This is a genomic window from Achromobacter sp. 18P8.1.1, from assembly GCF_057799415.1.
The window spans coordinates 1-17,374 of record NZ_JBYOKH010000046.1 but is presented as its reverse complement, the minus strand read 5'-3'; the positions used below and the strand labels follow the sequence as shown (position 1 = coordinate 17,374).

The 17,374-nt window shown below is 65.9% G+C and carries 15 protein-coding genes; 2 read left to right on the top strand and 13 right to left on the bottom strand.

All coding sequences use genetic code 11. The annotated features are described in order from the left end of the window. Positions 1-43: 43 nt before the first annotated feature. The 13 genes from AC27VE_RS23755 to AC27VE_RS23695 all read right to left on the bottom strand — a co-directional run bounded on the left by AC27VE_RS23755 (position 44) and on the right by AC27VE_RS23695 (position 14,611). On the bottom strand, positions 44-1,048 hold the full coding sequence (locus AC27VE_RS23755) for an HAD family hydrolase (RefSeq protein ID WP_488705155.1): 1,005 nt from the start codon (positions 1,046-1,048) through the stop codon (positions 44-46). Beyond that, positions 1,045-2,430: a BatD family protein gene (locus AC27VE_RS23750; protein WP_488705154.1), complete on the bottom strand. Its 1,386-nt coding sequence runs from the start codon at positions 2,428-2,430 to the stop codon at positions 1,045-1,047. The genes AC27VE_RS23755 and AC27VE_RS23750 overlap by 4 nt, the downstream gene beginning before the upstream one ends. After that, positions 2,427-4,043, bottom strand: a complete 1,617-nt coding sequence (locus AC27VE_RS23745) for a vWA domain-containing protein (protein WP_488705153.1) — start codon at positions 4,041-4,043, stop codon at positions 2,427-2,429. Before AC27VE_RS23745 ends, AC27VE_RS23750 begins: the two co-directional genes overlap by 4 nt. Continuing rightward, positions 4,028-5,062, bottom strand: a complete 1,035-nt coding sequence (locus AC27VE_RS23740) for a vWA domain-containing protein (protein ID WP_488705152.1) — start codon at positions 5,060-5,062, stop codon at positions 4,028-4,030. The genes AC27VE_RS23745 and AC27VE_RS23740 overlap by 16 nt, the downstream gene beginning before the upstream one ends. Then, a complete protein-coding gene (locus AC27VE_RS23735) occupies positions 5,049-5,549 on the bottom strand; it encodes a DUF4381 domain-containing protein (protein ID WP_488705151.1) in 501 nt (166 codons plus the stop codon). The genes AC27VE_RS23740 and AC27VE_RS23735 overlap by 14 nt, the downstream gene beginning before the upstream one ends. Next, positions 5,546-6,502, bottom strand: a complete 957-nt coding sequence (locus AC27VE_RS23730) for a DUF58 domain-containing protein (protein WP_088587397.1) — start codon at positions 6,500-6,502, stop codon at positions 5,546-5,548. Before AC27VE_RS23730 ends, AC27VE_RS23735 begins: the two co-directional genes overlap by 4 nt. 8 nt (positions 6,503-6,510) lie before the next feature. Continuing rightward, complete coding sequence (locus AC27VE_RS23725) at positions 6,511-7,488, bottom strand: AAA family ATPase (RefSeq protein WP_488705150.1); 978 nt, start codon at positions 7,486-7,488, stop codon at positions 6,511-6,513. Between the two features lie 32 nt (positions 7,489-7,520). Then, the gene (locus tag AC27VE_RS23720; protein WP_488705149.1) at positions 7,521-8,684 is read right to left on the bottom strand and encodes a formylglycine-generating enzyme family protein; all 1,164 of its coding nucleotides are present in this window, start codon (positions 8,682-8,684) and stop codon (positions 7,521-7,523) included. 75 nt (positions 8,685-8,759) lie between these two features. Then, complete coding sequence (locus AC27VE_RS23715; RefSeq protein WP_488705177.1) at positions 8,760-9,740, bottom strand: SphA family protein; 981 nt, start codon at positions 9,738-9,740, stop codon at positions 8,760-8,762. Between the two features lie 25 nt (positions 9,741-9,765). Then, positions 9,766-11,160 (bottom strand): DUF1254 domain-containing protein, encoded by a 1,395-nt coding sequence (locus AC27VE_RS23710; RefSeq protein ID WP_488705148.1) that lies wholly within the window; start codon positions 11,158-11,160, stop codon positions 9,766-9,768. A gap of 37 nt (positions 11,161-11,197) precedes the next feature. Next, a complete protein-coding gene (locus AC27VE_RS23705) occupies positions 11,198-11,863 on the bottom strand; it encodes a hypothetical protein (protein ID WP_427956187.1) in 666 nt (221 codons plus the stop codon). A 421-nt stretch (positions 11,864-12,284) separates the two neighbouring features. Next, entirely contained in the window at positions 12,285-13,862 is a 1,578-nt protein-coding gene (locus AC27VE_RS23700; protein ID WP_488705147.1) for a TerC family protein, read from the bottom strand. 362 nt (positions 13,863-14,224) lie between these two features. Continuing rightward, a complete protein-coding gene (locus tag AC27VE_RS23695; protein ID WP_488705146.1) occupies positions 14,225-14,611 on the bottom strand; it encodes a hypothetical protein in 387 nt (128 codons plus the stop codon). Between the two features lie 116 nt (positions 14,612-14,727). Here AC27VE_RS23695 and AC27VE_RS23690 point away from each other — a divergent pair, with 116 nt between their 5' ends. Beyond that, positions 14,728-15,537, top strand: a complete 810-nt coding sequence (locus AC27VE_RS23690; protein WP_052017786.1) for a gluconate 2-dehydrogenase subunit 3 family protein — start codon at positions 14,728-14,730, stop codon at positions 15,535-15,537. Continuing rightward, complete coding sequence (locus AC27VE_RS23685) at positions 15,530-17,296, top strand: GMC family oxidoreductase (protein WP_088587390.1); 1,767 nt, start codon at positions 15,530-15,532, stop codon at positions 17,294-17,296. The genes AC27VE_RS23690 and AC27VE_RS23685 overlap by 8 nt, the downstream gene beginning before the upstream one ends. Positions 17,297-17,374 lie beyond the last annotated feature (78 nt).

Below are 17,374 nucleotides of genomic sequence, written 5' to 3'. Positions count from 1 at the left end.
ACAACCCGACGTAAACGAATCACTGCGTAGTTCTCACTGCCTCTCAGTTTGGTGTTTCAAATGCGTATATCCGCTTCCACTCCTTTTTCATATCCACAATCACCCAACCCTTGTTTGTCGCTTCGTCCAAGGCCTTGTCCAGCTTGCCGATCTTGGATTCGCGGTCATAAGCCCATTCGCGCTTGGCATCCGTGTGGTGCACCAGGCCGGCAAAGCGCTTGCCCGAGCCTGCGGCCGTCCACTGCAGCATCTGCAGGTCGCCGTCCGAATTGCCGAAGGCGAAGATCGGCTGACGGCCGATGAATTTATTGATGGACACGGGCTTGCCCGGGCCGTCGTCGTTGTAGTCAAGCTTGGGCGTGCGCATCAGCACCGGCTTGCCGTCGCGCATCTGGAATTCCGTGACGAAGGTGGTGCCGATCACCTGTTCGGGCGGAATGCCGTAGACGTCTTGCGCCCAGGCGCGCATGAATTCCACTTCGCCGCCCGACACGATGTAGGTCTTGAAGCCGTTGCCGCGCAGATAGTCCAGCAGCTCGCGCATCGGTGCGTAGATCAGGCTGGTATAGGGCTGCTTGAAGCGCGGATGGCGCGCGGTCTTGACCCATTGCTTGACCTCTTCTGAGAAGTCCTGAGTCGTCATGTTGGTATGGGTCACGCCCACAATCTTGAGCAGGCCTTCGGTGCCAGCGGCGGCCAGCGCCTGATGGTCGCCTTCGATCGCGGCCTTGAACGGCTGCTCCTGCGCCCACTCCGGGTGTTTGGGCGCCATGACCTTCACCTGGTCCAACGCGAAGATCAATTGGAAGTACAGCGGCTGCTCGCTCCAGAGCGTGCCGTCGTTGTCGAACACCGCGATGCGATCCACGGGCGCCACATAGTCCTGGCCCCCCTCTTTCGTGACCGCCGCCACGAACTCCAGGATGGCCTGCCGCGACGGGCCGTCGTTCCAGGACGGCAAGGGCGTCTGGGCGTAGGCCAGGCCGGTCAAGAACCATAGCGCCAGCACGGCCAAGCCGCGTTGCACGGTGCGGAGGGACAAGGTCATGAAGGGTCTCCTGGGTTGTGATCGGGCATGCGGGGGTTCAGCGGCACCAGGCGGTAAGGATCGGCGCGCCGTCCCGCCGCACGAAAGCCTCGGCGCCAGGCGGGCAGCGCGCGGCGCAATGTCTGCAATCCTCGGGCGGCATCCGGCGCGCGGCCATAGCAGTCACGCAACGCGTCGGCGCCCGCCGCGCGCAGCTCGGCGGGCAAGTCTGCCGTTGCGCCGGAAACCGTGGTGCGGTGCCGGCTGACGCGCAACCAGCGATACAGCGCATCCAACCTTCCTGCCGGACGGGCCAGTTCTCGGCGTGCGGCCACGGCGGCGCAGGCCTCGGAGGCCTGCCAGCGGCGTCGTGTCGCCTGAATCGTGGCACGCAGCCAGCGCCCTGCCCGGCGGCACCATGGCATCCCCAGCCACCAGGCAAGTCCCGCAGCGGCTGCCGCAGCCGCCAGCGCAAGCCAGCCTCCCGGAATCCGCACTTGAACCTGCCGGCCAAGGTCACGCAGATCCTGCTGTACCGAGAACGGCGCTTGATAGGCAGCGCCAGCATGGGCGTCAAAAGGCTGCGCCGGCAACACGGCGCGCTCTTCGCGCTTGGTGGTCACGTTCCACCAGCGCACCTCCACCTCGGGCAATGCAAACGCGCCTGCGCGCTCGACCACGTAATCGATCCGGTCCACCCGCTGGCCGCCCAGGAAGCCGCCGCGGCTGTCCGACAATGGGCTCAGCTCTGGCTCCGACGAATAGGCTTTCAGGCCTGGCACCGGCGCGCTGTCGGGCGGGGGAATCAGCATGGCTTGCGCGCCTTGGGCCTGCACGGTGATCGTGCGGCGGATGTGGTCGCCCACGGCCGGGGGCTGCGCCGAAAATTGGACCTGCTGGCTCACCTGCACCGAGGACGCGGCCAGGCCATGGCCCGACGCCTCCATGCCAGGCGGCGTGGCCGCCTGCACGGTCAGTGCCTGCGTGCTGGTGGACAGCGGCGCGCTTGCCTGGCCGACCTGGGCGCGGACCGTCAACGGCGGCACGCGCAAGGCGCCCGCCGCCGTGGGGCTGACCTGGTACGAGAAACGCAGCCCGCTGTAGGCGACCCCGCCCACGTTGTCGCGGATCAGCGTGGCGTCGCCCGTGGGGCCGGTCACCATCGCGCCCGGTATGTTCAGGGACGGCAACTCGGGCGGTTGCGTGAACCAGGTCGACGTCAGCACGTCGACTTGCAGCGTGGCGGTAGCGCCGACCGTCAAGGGTTCCTGGCCCGTGAAGCTGGCGGCGGCCCGCAATTGGGGCGCGGGATCTGCGGATTGCGCGTGCGCAGTGCCCGCCACCGGCGACAGCAGCACCGACAGCAGCAACAACGCGCCCCACAGGAAGGCCCACGCATTCATGGACGCCCTCCCGCCGCCGGTATGCCCGCTGCCGGTACGCCCGTCGCCTTCCGCGCATCCTCGATCGCGAACTTCTGCTTCAGGAAGCCGGCCGGAGACAAGCTCAAGTTGCGCAGCCAGACGGCGTCGGACGATGCCTGGGCCACCTCCCTCGACATCATCTTCCCGTCGCCCTTCTTGTTGTCGTAGGCCACGTCGTCGGGCTTGTCGGCGTCGTCGTCCTGCTGCTCGGCCTGAATCGCCGCCTGCAGCCGGGCCACCAATTCCCGGTTCGCGCGGGCCTCCGGGAAGTCTGCCCGCAGACGCAGGGCCTGGTCATACGCGGCCAACGCCGCGTCGTAGCTGCGCAGGCGGGCCTGCGTGTTGCCAAGATAGAAGCTTGCCTCGGGCGTGTTCAGCCGGGCGAAGGCCTCGAGCGCCATCCGGTAGTCGCCCGCGTCATAGGCTGCGCGCCCCTTCCAGTACGGGTCCTGGAACTTGGCCGCCGCCTTGGCATAGTCATGATGCTCGTACGCCCATCGGCCCTGCTGGTCCGGCGTGAAGAACGCATCGGCCACGGGGCCCGCGCGCGTATCCGCGGTGTAGACGCCCGCGCCGAAGGCCAGCAACAGGCCCGCCATCCAGTTGACGTTCCAACCGCGCCGCAGGCCCAGCAGCGCCAGTACCGCCAGCGGCCAGCACAACCAATAGCCCGCATCCTTCCAATGCACAGGCTGCCCCTGATCCTGCACTTCCTGGAAATGGCGTTGCGCGTGCAGTTCGACCCAGTCCAGATCATCGTCGTTCAACGTCAGGCTGCCCAGCGGCGCACGGGCCGCCTGGGCCAACTGCTTCAACCCGTCGGCGTCGAAGACGCCCAATAAGGGTCTGCCCTGCGCGTCGACACGGGCTTGGCCCCGGGCGTCTTTCAGCACGCCGCCGTTCGTCGTGCCCGCCGCCCACACCAGCACCTGAAAATCCGCAGCCTTGGCCAATTGCGCCACTTGGGGCAGTTGGCGGGCATCCGCGCCGTCCGTCACCAGCAGCACGGTCCCGCCGGCCTGATCCGCCTTCAGCACCTGCCCCGCAAGCCCCAACGCGCCCGCCGCATCCTTGCCCGGCACGGAGATCAGGGCGGTCGAGAGCGACTGGATGAACAGATCCACCAGCGCCGGATCGTCGGTCGGCGGCAGAACCAGATGCGCTGATCCGGCATAGGCAATTAAGCTGGTCTTGGCGCCCGCGCGCCGCGCCAGCAGGTCATGCAATTTGTGCTTGACCGCTTCCAACCGGCTGGGCGGCACGTCCGTCGCATCCATCGAGGGCGACAGGTCCACCGCCACGATCAGCGGGGCCTGATTGTCCAGGAACGGCGGGCGATCCTGCTGCCAGGTCGGACCGGCGGCGGCGATGCCGGCCAGCATCAGCAAGGCCGCCACGGCGTGGATCGGGCGCGGCCCACGGCTACCCGGCGCGTCCACGATCAAGTGCGGCAACAACGCAGGCGAAATGGTGCTGCGCCAACCCAGCCGGCCGCCCTCTGCGCGCCGCAGCCACAGCAGAAGCATCGCCGCAGGCAGCGCCAACAGCCACCAGGGCCTTAGAAAATGGAAGGCGCTCAGGTCGATCTCCATGCGCCCTCCTTCCGATCGGGTTCGGAGCTGGGGTCCGATTTGCCTGCGTGCGCCGCCCAGCGCCCGCGCAACGCCGCCAGCAGATGCCACGCCGCCAGCGCCAGCACGGCCAGGCCCAGCGGAATCCAGAAGAAGTCCTGCCGGGGCTGATGCCGCAGTTCGCGGACTTCGTGCGGCGTGATCTGGTCCAGCGTGGCGTACACCTGTTGCAACGACGCCTGGTCCTGCGCCTGGAAGAAGCGTCCGCCCGTCGCCTGCGCGATGCCGCGCAAGGCATTGAAGTCGACCTTTTCTTCGCCTTCGGCCTTGGGATCGCCGATGCCGATCGTATGGACGACGATATGGCGGCCGGCTGCCATCGCCGCCGCCCGGTCGGGAGGAACGGCGCTGCCCGTGTCGTTGCCGTCAGTCAGCAGGATCAGCACCTTGTCGCGCTCGGCGGCATGTTCCAGCTGCTTGATCGCCACGCCGATGGCATCACCGATGGCCGTGTTCGGCCCCGCCATGCCCGTGGCTATTTGGTCCAGCAGCAGGGTCAAGGTCGCGTGATCCTGCGTCAAGGGCGCCTGCGGATAGGCCGCCGTGCCGAACACGATGAGGCCCAGCCGGTCGTCCTTGCGGCGGGCGATGAAATCCGCCACCACGGCCTTGACCGCCGTCAGCCGATCGACCCGTTTGCCCGACGGGTCCACGAAGTCCTGCGTCTCCATGGACTGCGAAATGTCCAGCGCCAGCATCAGGTCGCGCACGGGCTCGCGGTGCTCCAGCGGCGGCTCCACCCGTTCCGGCCGGGCCAGCGCCACCACGATCAGCGCCCAGACCAATGCGTTCAACGCCAATTGCCAGCGGTCGCGCCGCACGCCGGGCCGTTGCGGCGACTGGCCCACGCTACGCGCCACCGATTCGAAGAACGGGATGCGCAGCGCGCCGCGCCGCTGCACATAGGCCGGCAGATACCGCCATGCCAGCCAGCCCAGCGGCAGGAGCGCCAGCAGCCACGGATATTCAAGCCGCCACATGGTGCCGCTCCATCCATTGCCGGCTTGCGGCGAACAGCGCTTGCAACCGCGCCGCGGGAATCGCCCGCACCGTGTCGGGAGGCCCATACGCCAGCGCGCGTAGCAAGGGTTCCGTGTCCGGCGCGAATGCGCCGCCATTGCCTGACATGAAGGCCAGCCAGTCCGGCCCGGCCAGCGCCGCCACCCGCGACTGCTCGGCATCCGGCACGGACGACAATCCGACGCGTTTGAGCAAAACGGGCAATGCGCGCGCCGCCAAAGGATCGGCTTGCGCGGCCTGCCGCAATTGTTCCAGTTGACGCAGGCCTTCGCGGCGGTACTGGTTGCGCCGATGCTTGCGGATGCCCCACCAAGCCAGCCCCGCCGCCACCAGCAGCGCCAGGCCGAGTACCGCGAACCACCCCCAGGTCTGGGGCCAGTAGCTGACGGGCGGGGGCAGCGGCAGCTGCTGCAACTGGTCGATGGACGGCAAGGCGTCGGCGTTCATGCGCGCCTCCTTGCCGGGCCGCCGGATTCGCGTCCCAGTTCGCGGCGCAGTTGCGTCAAGGTGTCGTTGGCCGTATCGATGGACAGCAGCGGTACATGGCTGCGGCGCAACAGCTCGGCCACGGCGCGCAAGCGCCCCGTAAAAAAGTCGGACAGCGGCTGATGCACCTGCTGACGGTCCGCCGCCAGTTCCACCTGCAACGCGCCCTGCGTGACCACCAGCCGCCCGCGCAAAGGCATGTCCACGGCCAAGGGGTCATACACCAGCGTGGCGATCACATCATTGTGTGCAGCAAGCGTACGCAGCAGCCGCAGCGTCTTGTCGTCGGCACCCGCAAAGTCGCTGATCAGGCAGATCAGGTTGTCATGCGGCGCCAGCGCCAGTGTGTTTTCCAGGGCCTGGTTCAACCGGCCCGTCGCATCCACGTCGGGCGCATCCGCGCGCAGGGATTCGTTGCGCCGCACGATGGCGGCGAACAAGGCCTGGATGCGTTCGCGGCTGCGCAAGGGGCGCACCGGATCGATGCCATCATCGCTGAACACCAGGCCGCCCACCCGGTCGCCCGCCTGGAATGCCATCCACGCCGACACGGCCGCCAGTCGTGCCGCCACCACCGATTTGAAGCTGCGAACCGAACCGAAGTGCATGCCCATGCGCTGGTCCACCAGCACCATCACCGGCCGGTCACGCTCTTCGCTATAAGTGCGCACATAGGGCTTGCCCAGCCGCTGCGAGGCGCGCCAGTCCAGCTGCCGCAGGTCATCACCCGGCAGATAGCGGCGCAACTCCTCGAAATCCAGGCCGCGTCCACGCAGGCGCGAGCCGTGCTGGCCCGCCAGGATGCTGTTGATCGGTTGCCGGCTGGAAAAACGCAGGCCTCGGGCCGCCGCTTCCAACGCCATCAAGTCCGGAATGCGGACATGGACGTCGGGATTAGGTGCGACGGCTGGCATGGAGGTGCTCACACGGGAACCGCAACCACATCAAGCAGTTTGCCGATCACCTGATCGGCGCCGACCCCGTCCGCCACCGCGTCATAGGACAGGTGCAAGCGGTGGCGCAGCACCGGCTTGGCGGCGCTGCGCACATCGTCCGGCGAGGCGTAGTCCCGTCCGTCCAGCCAGGCCTGGGCGCGCGCCACCTTGTCCAGCGCGATGGCCCCGCGAGGGCTGGCGCCCACCTGGATCCACCGCGCCAGGTCGGGGTCATAGCCCGCCGGATGACGGGTCGCGTTGACGAGGTCGACCAGATACTGGTCCAGTGCCTCGGACACGTGCACCTGCCTGATCTCGGCGCGGCAGGCGAACAGCGCGTCTTGCGGCAGCCGCAGGGCCGCAGCCGGCGCATCCTGCCGGGACTCGCCGCGCAACAGCGACAGCATGCGGATTTCGCTGGCGGCGTCGGGGTAGTCCAGCACGATCTTCATGATGAAGCGGTCCATCTGCGCCTCAGGCAAGGGATACGTGCCCTCTTGCTCGATGGGATTCTGGGTCGCCAGCACCATGAACAGCTCCGGCATCGGGTGCGTATTGCCCGCCACGGTGATCTGCCGTTCTTCCATGGCCTCAAGCAACGCGGACTGCACCTTGGCGGGCGCACGGTTGATTTCATCGGCCAGGATCAGGTTGCCGAACAAGGGCCCCTGCTGGAACTGAATCTGGTTCCGGCCCTGCGCGTCCTGCTGCAGCACTTCAGCCCCAGTAATGTCCGAGGGCAGCAGGTCGGGCGTGAACTGGATGCGGCTCATGTCGGCCGCCAGGTGGGCGGCCAGCGCCTTGACCGTACGCGTCTTGGCCAGTCCGGGCAGGCTTTCCAGCAGCACGTGGCCATCGGCCAGCAGCCCCAGCAGCACCTCGCGTATGACGGCGTCCTGCCCCAGGACGGATTGCGCCATGGCGCGTTCCAGATCCAGGATGCTGTCGCGATTGACGGTCGGCATTCAATCTCCCGTTCAGAGGATGGGGGGTGGCGTCAGCGGCTGGCGACGCCGTTCTTGCCTGTCTGCGCCAGCTTCCATTGCTGGGTCGTCATCACCGTGCGGAATCCCAGGTGCGACATGCCGTTCATCGGATCCGTGCCGCGGCGCGCGCTGGTGCGGTAGCTGATGCAGTAGGTGTCGCTGCAAAGGAACGACCCGCCGCGCGTGACGCGCTTGGGCGCGCCGGCCGGCACGATGCCGTCGTCCGGGTCGAAGCTGTTCGCCGGGCCGGCGGGATCCACCGGCGGCTGGCGGTATTGGGACTGGATCTTGAACGCGTCGGCGCGGTACCAGTCCGACGTCCATTGCCAGACATTGCCCGCCATGTCGTACAGCCCGTAGCCGTTGGGAGAAAAGCTGCCCACCGGCATCGTGCCCACCTGCACCTTCTCGTCCTTCACGACGGGGAAAGGCTGCTGTTGCTGCGTGTCCCAGATATTGGCCATGGACTTGCCTTGCGGCAGCAGTTCATTGCCCCAGGTATACGTGGCCTGCTCCAGGCCGCCTCGCGCGGCCATTTCCCATTCGGTTTCGGTGGGCAGGCGCTTGCCTGCCCATTTGGCATAGGCCATGGCGTCTTCATACGACACCTGCACCACCGGATGGTCGTCCTTGCCGGCGATGGAGCTGCCCGGGCCTTGGGGATGCCGCCAGTTGGCGCCTGCCACATACCGCCACCAGCGCGAGTAATCGCGCAGCGACACTTCGGCCTCGGTGCCCACGAACACCATCGCGCCGGGCACCAGCAGGCTGTCGTCCGGACGCGGCGTGCCGGGCGGCAGCTGCACCTTCAAGTCTTCCCATCTGGGCTTTTGTTCGGCGGTGGTGACATAACCCGTGGCTTCGACGAAGCGGCGAAACTGTGCGTTGGTCACGTCGTTCACGTCCATCCAGAAGCCGCTGACCGACACCTTGTGCGCAGGCATTTCATTGGGCTGCGCCAGCTTGTGGCTGCTGCCCATCAGGAACTCGCGCGCAGGCACCCATGCCATGCCCGGCGGCCCGCTTTTGCCATCGCCCAGTACGACTTTGACGGGTTCAGGCTGGCCGGTGTCGCCCAGCACCAGATAGGTGGTGCTGGCCGCCACGCCCAGCGCCACCCCCCCCAGCAGCAAGGCGCTGACCCAACGGAGTTTCTGCTTCTCTTGCTTGGCCATATCAATCACCCGAAATCAGAAAGACGGAAAACCGCTGCCCGCGGCACGGGGCAGCCCTCTTGATCGATGCCGAACTCAGAACACCAGCGTGGCGGTCCCCATGACCGTGCTGGTGCTGTCAAGCCGGTTGGTGCTGCTGATCGTGGGCACCCAGCGCAGGCTCAGCGACAGTGAGCGCTTGTCCGCCAGTTTCGTGTCATAGGTCACGATCGGACCCAGTGCCCAGTCACGCCCCTTGAAGCCGTTGAGCCGGTCGGCCGTCGGGCCTTTGTCGCTACCCAGTTGCTGCTGGGTGCCCAGGATCAGGCCCGCACTGACGCCATTGCTGAACGTCTTGCGCCCCATCACGTCCAGACTGAAGACGGGCGCGTTGCGGTAGTCCGTGGCGCTGTTGCGGGTATAGAACTGCACCCCCGCCACCGTATCCAGCTGGAAGCCCGACTCCGGAAAGATCTTGGTGTAGGCCACCTGCGGAATGAAGGTCCAGTTGTTCAGGCTGGGGTTGGCCATGTCGCTGGCGTTGTACTTGCCCGTGGGCGCCCAGATGTTCAGGCTAAGCGCCATGTGCGAGGTTTCAGAGAAGTGGTAGCCGGCGATGATGGGCGAGAAATACAGGTCGAACAGGTTCGACGCCGTATCGCTTTGCCCCACCGTCCGGCCGCCCGGCCCCGTCAGCTTGGAATCCACCTTGGTCCAGACATAGGGCAAGGTGAAACTCGACGCAAAGTTCCAGCGCCCGGGCCCCGTGTCCCAGGTTTTCAGGACGGTGGCCAGCGTGAACGCCACCTTGCCGTCCAGCCCCAGCGAGGTACGCCCCCCTACCGGCACTTCACGGCTTCCGCCGATCTTGCCGTCCAGATAGATCTGCGCGAAATTCACAGCCCAGATGGGTTCGGGCGAAACGATGCCCGCATTCGGCTGCACGTTGGTGCCCGTGACTTGACGCCCCAAAGCGCCTTCGGTTGCCATGGAAACCGCCGGCGCGGCCAGCGCGGCCAACGTGATCCATGGCGTGATTGCATTGCGCCAGGCAGTCCGGCGCGGGCATTTCGACATCATTGCTTCCCCTTCCCCTTAAGCCTCAAGGCGCCAGCTCGGCCTTGGGCAGCTTCCACGTACCGTCCAGAATGGCGGGTTTCGGGCCATAGAACCGCGCCACGATGTTGAACCGCCCTTCCGGGGCCGGCAGCCAATTCGATTCCTTGTCCTTGCCCGGGCTGGCATGCTGCACGTATAGCGTCAGCGAACCGTCCTGGCCGCGCTTGAGTCCACGGGTGCGGTCGCCGATCGCGTAGCGCTTGATCGGGTTGTCGACCAGATGACGGCCCGGCAGGTCGTACATGGTCATGGACCAGAAAAACGCGACAGGCGGCAACTGCCCCGGCTCAAACCGGATCACATAGGATTTGCTTCCCTCCATCGGCTGCCCTTGCGAGTCTTCCTCGTATCCCAGATACACGGCCTCTTCGGACGAATTGCCGTAGATGCCCATGGCGGCGGCCACGGCCCGCTTCGTATAGTCGTTGCCCAGCGCCGCCCGCGAACCGAACAAACCGATGGACGAGCGCGTCTGCTTCTCGGCTTGCAGCAGCGCCGCCTTGCCGTCAGCCACGCCCTGCTCGATCGCGGTGCGCGTCGTCGGATCCAGCTTGGCGGCATCGAAGGGCTTGCCCGGCCCGATGCCGATCAGCGCGAAACGCCGCATCATGTCCTGCTCGGCAGCCGGCTGCGGTTGCGTGAACGCCAGCAGCTGGTTCAGATAGGCGATGAAGTCCACCGAAGTGGCGCGCTGCTCGTCCCAGGGCAGCCAGTCCACGTCAGCAGGGGCGGCGGCGGGTGGCGGATGCCGCAGGAATTCGCTCAGCGGACGCAATCGGTACCTGGCCTGCAAAGCCTGCACATTCTTCACATCGGACGGGCCGTTCAAGCTGGTGCGGCCCAGGATGCCGATGAAGTCCGTCTCGGACTGCATCACCTTGGTGATGCCCTTGGGCTTGCCCCCGTCCCAGCGCGGCCCGGCGATCAGGTAGTTGCCCGCGCCAAAACCGGTGGCGCGTACGCCCGCGTAAGCGAAGTTGTACGTGTACAGGTCCACCATCTGGAAGACGTTGTAGCGATCTTTCGGGGTGGCGGGCAGGCTCAGCACCCACGGTTCCGTGCGCAGGTCCAGCCAGGCCCACGAGTACGGGGTGTCGTTGTTCGGCGTGACGATTTCACGGTTTTCCGGCGTGTACGGTTGCGAGTAGTGGCGGAACTTGCCGAAGCCGCCCACGTACTCTTTACCGCCGGGGTGGATCGCCTGCCCGTACATCGTCTTGTAGTTGTAGAGCATCGGGTAGGCGTACAGGTACGCCTCTTTGGCCGTGCTGCGCAGCGACTCGTCCTGGATGGGCGCGCGCTGAGTGGCGCACCCCGCCAAGGCCGCCAGGCCGGCGATCGCCAGCGCGCTACGAATAAAGGCCCTTACCTTTTGCATTCCGTGCTCCTGGACTTCAAAGAAACCCGTGCCGCGATCAATGCCCGAACGTAATGTTCACCCCGGCGAATACGGTGAACTGGGGCAGGCCTTCGCCCTTGTGCGCCACCGTCCATTGCGGTTCGGCGAAAACGTTCACGATGTTCTTGCCCATGCGCCAGGCCTTGCCGGCGCCCAGTCCGACGGGGATGTAGTAGTTGTTCTTCTGCAAGTCGAACGTCCAAGTCGCCGTCGACCGCACATACCAGCCTTGCGGCAAATTGCGGATCAGGAACGGTTGGAACGTGGCCGAATGCACGGTGTCGCGGCGGTTCTGCCCGGCGAACGAATGCTGCCATTCGACCAGCGCGCCCATCAGGCCTTCCTTGCTGCTGCTGACGACCGTACCGGCCAGGCCGCCGGACCATTTGCCGGCGCCCGTTTCGGTACTGGTCGCGGTAGGCATGGTCAGCATCGGCCCGATGCCGACGTCAAGTTCGCCTTGGCTCAACAGGAAAATGTCGAACACATTGACGTCGCCCAACCCCGTCTTGTAGCTGCCGTCGGCTTGCGGCCGGGTACTGATGGGCGCGGTGAAACGAAGTATCTGCGGCACGCCCACCCAGTCGCCCGGTGCGATGGGGATCGTCGGTCGAACCAGAAAATCATTCGTGTGCGCGTTGGTGCCGAATAATTTTGGCGTGTAGTAATTCTGAAAATTCAAGGACGCCGCGAGGTTCAATGGATTATTGCTTTTATTCGCGTCGTCGGCGGATTGCGCATAAGCGCCGGCGCAAAAACCCAGCGGCGCGCTGATCAGCAATCTTGCTGCGATTTCCCTGCTTACCTTGCCTCGTGCCGTAGACCTCGCACTGCCCATGCTTCGCGCTCCACTAAGAACAACAAAATGCAAAGACACACCGTCGTACCGAGCACCTTCTCTTATTTGTTAATGGAGATAATAAGAAGGGTGAAATCTGCTGCAATATTCTCACAGAGTCTTGCTTTTCCCAAGCGGCCGTCAAGGCGGGATAATCCCGCGCATTCCCCTATGGATGAACGGTTCACGTTGCGTCGCCTGTTGCAAAAAAACAGCGGATACTCCTCGTTGGAGTATCCGCTGCCATTTACGCGTCGCTGGTTTTTCAGTTAGCCGCGGTGTCCTCAAACGTGGAAGGCCGTGCGTGCACCTGATCCACCCGCAAGCCGTCGCGACGCGTCACCTCGAAGCCCCAGTCATGCAGCTGGATGGTATCCCCGGCGTCCGGAATCCGGCCGACCGCCCGCAAGAGGCACCCCGCCAGCGTCGCGTCGGGGTATTCGTCGGCAAGCGCCGGCGCGTTCAACAGGCGAGCCGCCTCGCCCACGGACAGGCGCCCTTCCAGCAACCACGTGCCATCGGACAACTGCAAGGCTTCAGGCTGGTCGTCGCTGTGCTCGGGCAATTCGCCGGCCACGGCCGTCAGCACGTCCATCGGCGTCACCAGCCCTTCGCAGACGCCGTGCTCGTCCACCACGATCAGCATGTGGTCGCGCGAGGCGCGCAGTTCCTCCAGCACCTTCAACACCGGGGTCGTTTCCATGACGTAGCGCGGCTCGCGCGCCAGTTCCACCAGGTCGATCGCACCTGGATTCTGCAGCAGCGGCAGCACGTCCTTGAAGTGCAATACGCCCAGCACGTTGGAGGCCTCGCCCGCGCACAGCGGCAGGCGCGAGTGGCCACTCGCGAATTTGCGGACGACGACGTCGGGCGTGTCAGACACATCCAGCCACGTCATGTCGCCGCGCGGCACCATGATGGAACGCACGTCGTGCGCGCCCACTGACAACACGCGCTCGATCATCGAGCTTTCTTCCGGCGCGAAGGCAGGTTCGTCGCCTGCGCTGTCCACCAGCGCCACGACCTCGTCGGCCTGATGGCCGGGTTGGCCGGCACGGCCCGCGCGCAGCAGCCGCAAGACCGCCTGGGCCGTGCGTTGGCGGCGTCCCAGCGCGTGGGTGCCGCGGGCGCGGTTGCGGCGCGCCAACTGGTTGCACAACTCGATCAGGATCGAGAAACCGATGGCGGCGTACAGGTAGCCCTTGGGCACATGGAAGCCCAGGCCTTCGGCCACCAGGCTGAAGCCGATCATCAGCAGCAAGCCCAGGCACAGGATCACCACCGTGGGGTGACGGCCGACGAATGCCATCAGCGGGCGGCTGGCCAGCATCATGACGGCCATCGCCAGAACCACGGCGATCATCATGATGCTCAGGTCCTGCACCATGCCCACCGCGGTAATCACGGAGTCCAGTGAAAACACGGCGTCCAGCACCACGATCTGCAGGATCACCTGCCAGAACACGGCGTGTTGCGGCTTCTGCCCGGCGTCATGCGACGCGCTGCCTTCCACGCGCTCATGCAGCTCCATCGTGCCCTTGAACAGCAGGAACAAGCCGCCCAGGATCAGGATCAGGTCGCGGCCGGATATCTCGGCGCCCCAGACGGTGAACAGCGGCGCCGTCAAGGTGACGACCCACGCGATGCTCGCCAACAGGCCCAGGCGCATCACCAGCGCCAGCGTCAGGCCGATCAGGCGTGCGCGGTTGCGCTGCTCGGGCGGCAGCTTGTCGGCAAGAATGGCAATGAACACCAGGTTGTCGATGCCCAGCACAATTTCAAGAATGACCAGCGTCGCCAGGCCCAGCCAGGCGGTGGGGTCGTTCATCCAGTCGAAAATCATCGTTGGTCCACGGAAAACGGGCGAGCGCGCGCGAAGGCGTCGCCTTGCTGAAAAGGAAAAGCGTGATCAAGCGTGGGGATGGGGCCAGACGCCGGCGGCGCGCGGCCGCCCAATCGAGGCGTCGCGGCCATGGCGCGGACCAGATCGACGCAGCCGGGCATGCCGGAGGCCGAGGGACAAGCAGGATGGGATGTCGGGCGCCGCAGCGCCCTGCTAGGAGGGGGGTCTTCGGTCATAGTTGGCGGCATTCGCGCACTGCCTGAGGCAGTGATAGCGCGTGAAAACCGCCGTGCTCTCGTTCTTACAGGAACCTGAATATTACCTGAATCCTGTCAGGATGCGAGTCCGGCGGCGCCCTGCCGCTACCGGGGATCCGCGCCACCGCCGGAACCGGAGGACGCACCCGAGCCCGGCATGCCGGCATTGTCGGGCGCGCCCGTCTTGCCGCCAGGCGTGCCTTGCCCGTTGCGGGTATCCGCCCCGGGATCCTTCTGGCGCGGCGTGGAGCCCGCCTTCGAGCGGGAGTCCGTTTCTTCAGTCGATGGCATTTTCTTCTCATCGGTGGTGCGGGCGCCGGGGACGGGCTTGCCGATGGCGTTCGCGGGCGCCGTCTTCTCGTCGGCGGTCGGCATGGGCTGCTGGGGCGCCGCGGCCTGGGCGACCAGCGTAGTGTGGACGGATTGCGCCCCGGCGGCGTGCCAGGGAAGCAATGCCAGGGCGGACAGCAGTAGCAGTTTGTGGCTTTTCATGGTTGTCTCCAAATGGAAAACAGTGACAAACTAGGCGCCGACAGATAACGAGCTGGTGCGGGATCTCTTTCACCCAGGGGCAAGTAGCGTGCCTGCCCCCGAAGCTGGAGTGATGCATGGACGATCAACCCTCGGACAATCTTTCCCCTGGTCTTCCACGCCCGGACGATCCGCCTGCCCCCGGACGGCGCGGATTGCTCAAGGCGCTGGCGGTCGGGGTCCCCGGCGCCGCCTGGGCGGTAACCGCCCGCAGCGCGCCCGCCGACGCTGCGCCCGCCGCGGCCCCAGGGCAGACGCCCCACGCTCCCGCCCCATCCCCCAATCGCACCCTTACCTTTTTCAATGCGCAGGAAGCGGCAGCGATGGACGCCATCGCCGCGCGCCTGATTCCGGCCGACGACCTTGGGCCCGGCGCCAAGGAAGCGGGCGTCACGCGCTTCCTGGATGGCCAATTGGCCGGCGCTTGGGGCGCGGGCAGCCAGTTCTACCGCCAAGGCCCGTTCGAAAAAGGCACGCCCGAACAGGGCTACCAGCTGTCATTCACGCCTGCCGAGATGATCCGGCGCGGCCTGGCTGCGCTGGATGCCGCAACCCGCAAGCAGGACGGCAAACCGTTCGCCGAATTGGACGAAGCCAGGCAGGACGCCTGGCTTCATGACTTGCAGGCCGGCAAACCGGATTTTTCGCCCTTGCCATCCGACGTGTTCTTCCAGACCCTGCTGGACGCGACCATCGAAGGCTTCTTCTCCGATCCGCTGTACGGCGGCAACGCCGACATGGTGGGCTGGAAGCTGGTGGGGTTCCCGGGCGCGTTCGCGTCGTTCTCCAACGATATCGAACGGCACGGCGTCATCTGGGCCGGCAAGCCGGTATCCATCGCCAACGCCACGGGACATGCGATGAAACCGGGAGACAAGCATGGCTAAGACCTTACCCGCAGTAGACGTGGCGATCATCGGCGGCGGGTGGACCGGGTCCATCATCGGCAAGGAACTGGCGGCCGCCAAGCAGCGCGTGGTGGTGCTGGAACGGGGCCAGGCGCGCTGGCCCTCTCCCGACTTCCAAGGGCCGAACGTCCACGACGAATTGAAATACACCCGCCGGCACGAACTGCACCAGGACGCCGCGACCGAAACCTACACGTTTCGCAACAACACCGACCAGAAGGCGCTGCCCATGCGCCGCTGGCAATTCGCTTATCCCGGCACGCATCTGGGCGGCGCGGGCAACCACTGGTCGGGCGCGTACTACCGCTTCGACCCCACGGATTTCCGCATCCGCAGCCACTACACCGAACGCTACGGCGCGGGCATCTTTGACAAGGAGTTGACCTGTCAGGACTGGCCCCTGACGTACGACGAACTCGAGCCTTACTTCGACCGCTACGACTACCTGATCGGTGCGTCCGGGCAAGCGGGCAACATCAAGGGGCAAAAGCAGGAAGGCGGCAACCCGTTCGAACCCTGGCGGTCGCGGCCGTATCCGAATCCGCCCATGAAGGTGCCCTATGCGCCGGCCTTGTTCGGCGAGGCCGCCAAGAAGCTGGGCTACCACCCCTATGTGCAGCCGTCGGCGCTCTGTACGCGGCCCTACGTGAATTCCGAAGGCCTGCACATGAGCGCGTGCGTGTACTGCGGATTCTGTTCCAACTTCGGCTGCGAGCACTTCGCCAAGGCCTCGCCGCAGGTCTGTATCCTGCCGGTGGCGATGAAGATGGAGAACTTCGAGATCCGCACCGGCGCCCACGTGCTGCGCGTGGAGCTGACGCCTGACAAAAAGCGGGCACGCGGCGTGACCTACGTGGACGCCGCCGGCGAAGAGGTCTTCCAGCCCGCCGAGATCGTGGTGCTGTGCGCCTTCAGCATCAACAACGTGCGGCTGCTGCTGCTCTCGGGCATCGGCAAGCCCTACGACCCGGTCACCGACACCGGCGTCGTGGGGCGCAACTACACGCACCAGACGACGTCGGGCGTGAACCTGTTCTTCGACGAATCCGTCAACATCAACCCCTTCATGGGCGCGGGCGCCGTCGCGGTGACGATGGACGATTTCAGCGCCGACAACTTCGACCACGGGCCGCTCGGGTTCGTGGGCGGCGGCTACCTGCAGATCCAGGTCGTCAGCGGCGCGCCGATCGGGTACCACCCCACGCCCAAGGGCACGCCGACCTGGGGCGCCGAATGGAAAAAGGCGGTCAAGCGCTACTACAACCATTCCGCGTCCATCACCATCACGGGGTCCGCCCAGCCATGGCGCGGCGGATATCTGAGCCTGGACCCCACCTACAAGGACGCCTGGGGCCTCCCGCTGCTGCGCGTGACCTACGATTTTCCTGACAACGACATCCGCATGTCGGCCTTCCTGACCGACAAAGGCGACGAGATCGCACGCGCGATGAAAGGCATTGCGCGTACCGAACCCGGGCCCCGCAAGCGGCCGTTTTCGTCCACCGCCTACCAGTCCACCCATTTGACGGGCGGCGCGGCCATGGGCGACAACCCGGAAACCAGTGTCGTCAACCGCTATGGGCAAAGCTGGGACGTGCCCAATGTGTTCGTGACGGGCGCATCGCTGTTTCCGCAGAACTCGGGCTACAACCCGACAGGCACCGTAGGCGCCACCGCCTATTGGATCGTCGAGAAAATCAAGGCGGACTATCTGCGTTCGCCAGGGCGGCTGGTGTGATCATGATCGAACATCGCAAAGGCATCACCATCGCGGTCCTGCTGATCATGGCGCCGCCGCTCGTCACGCTGATCGCCA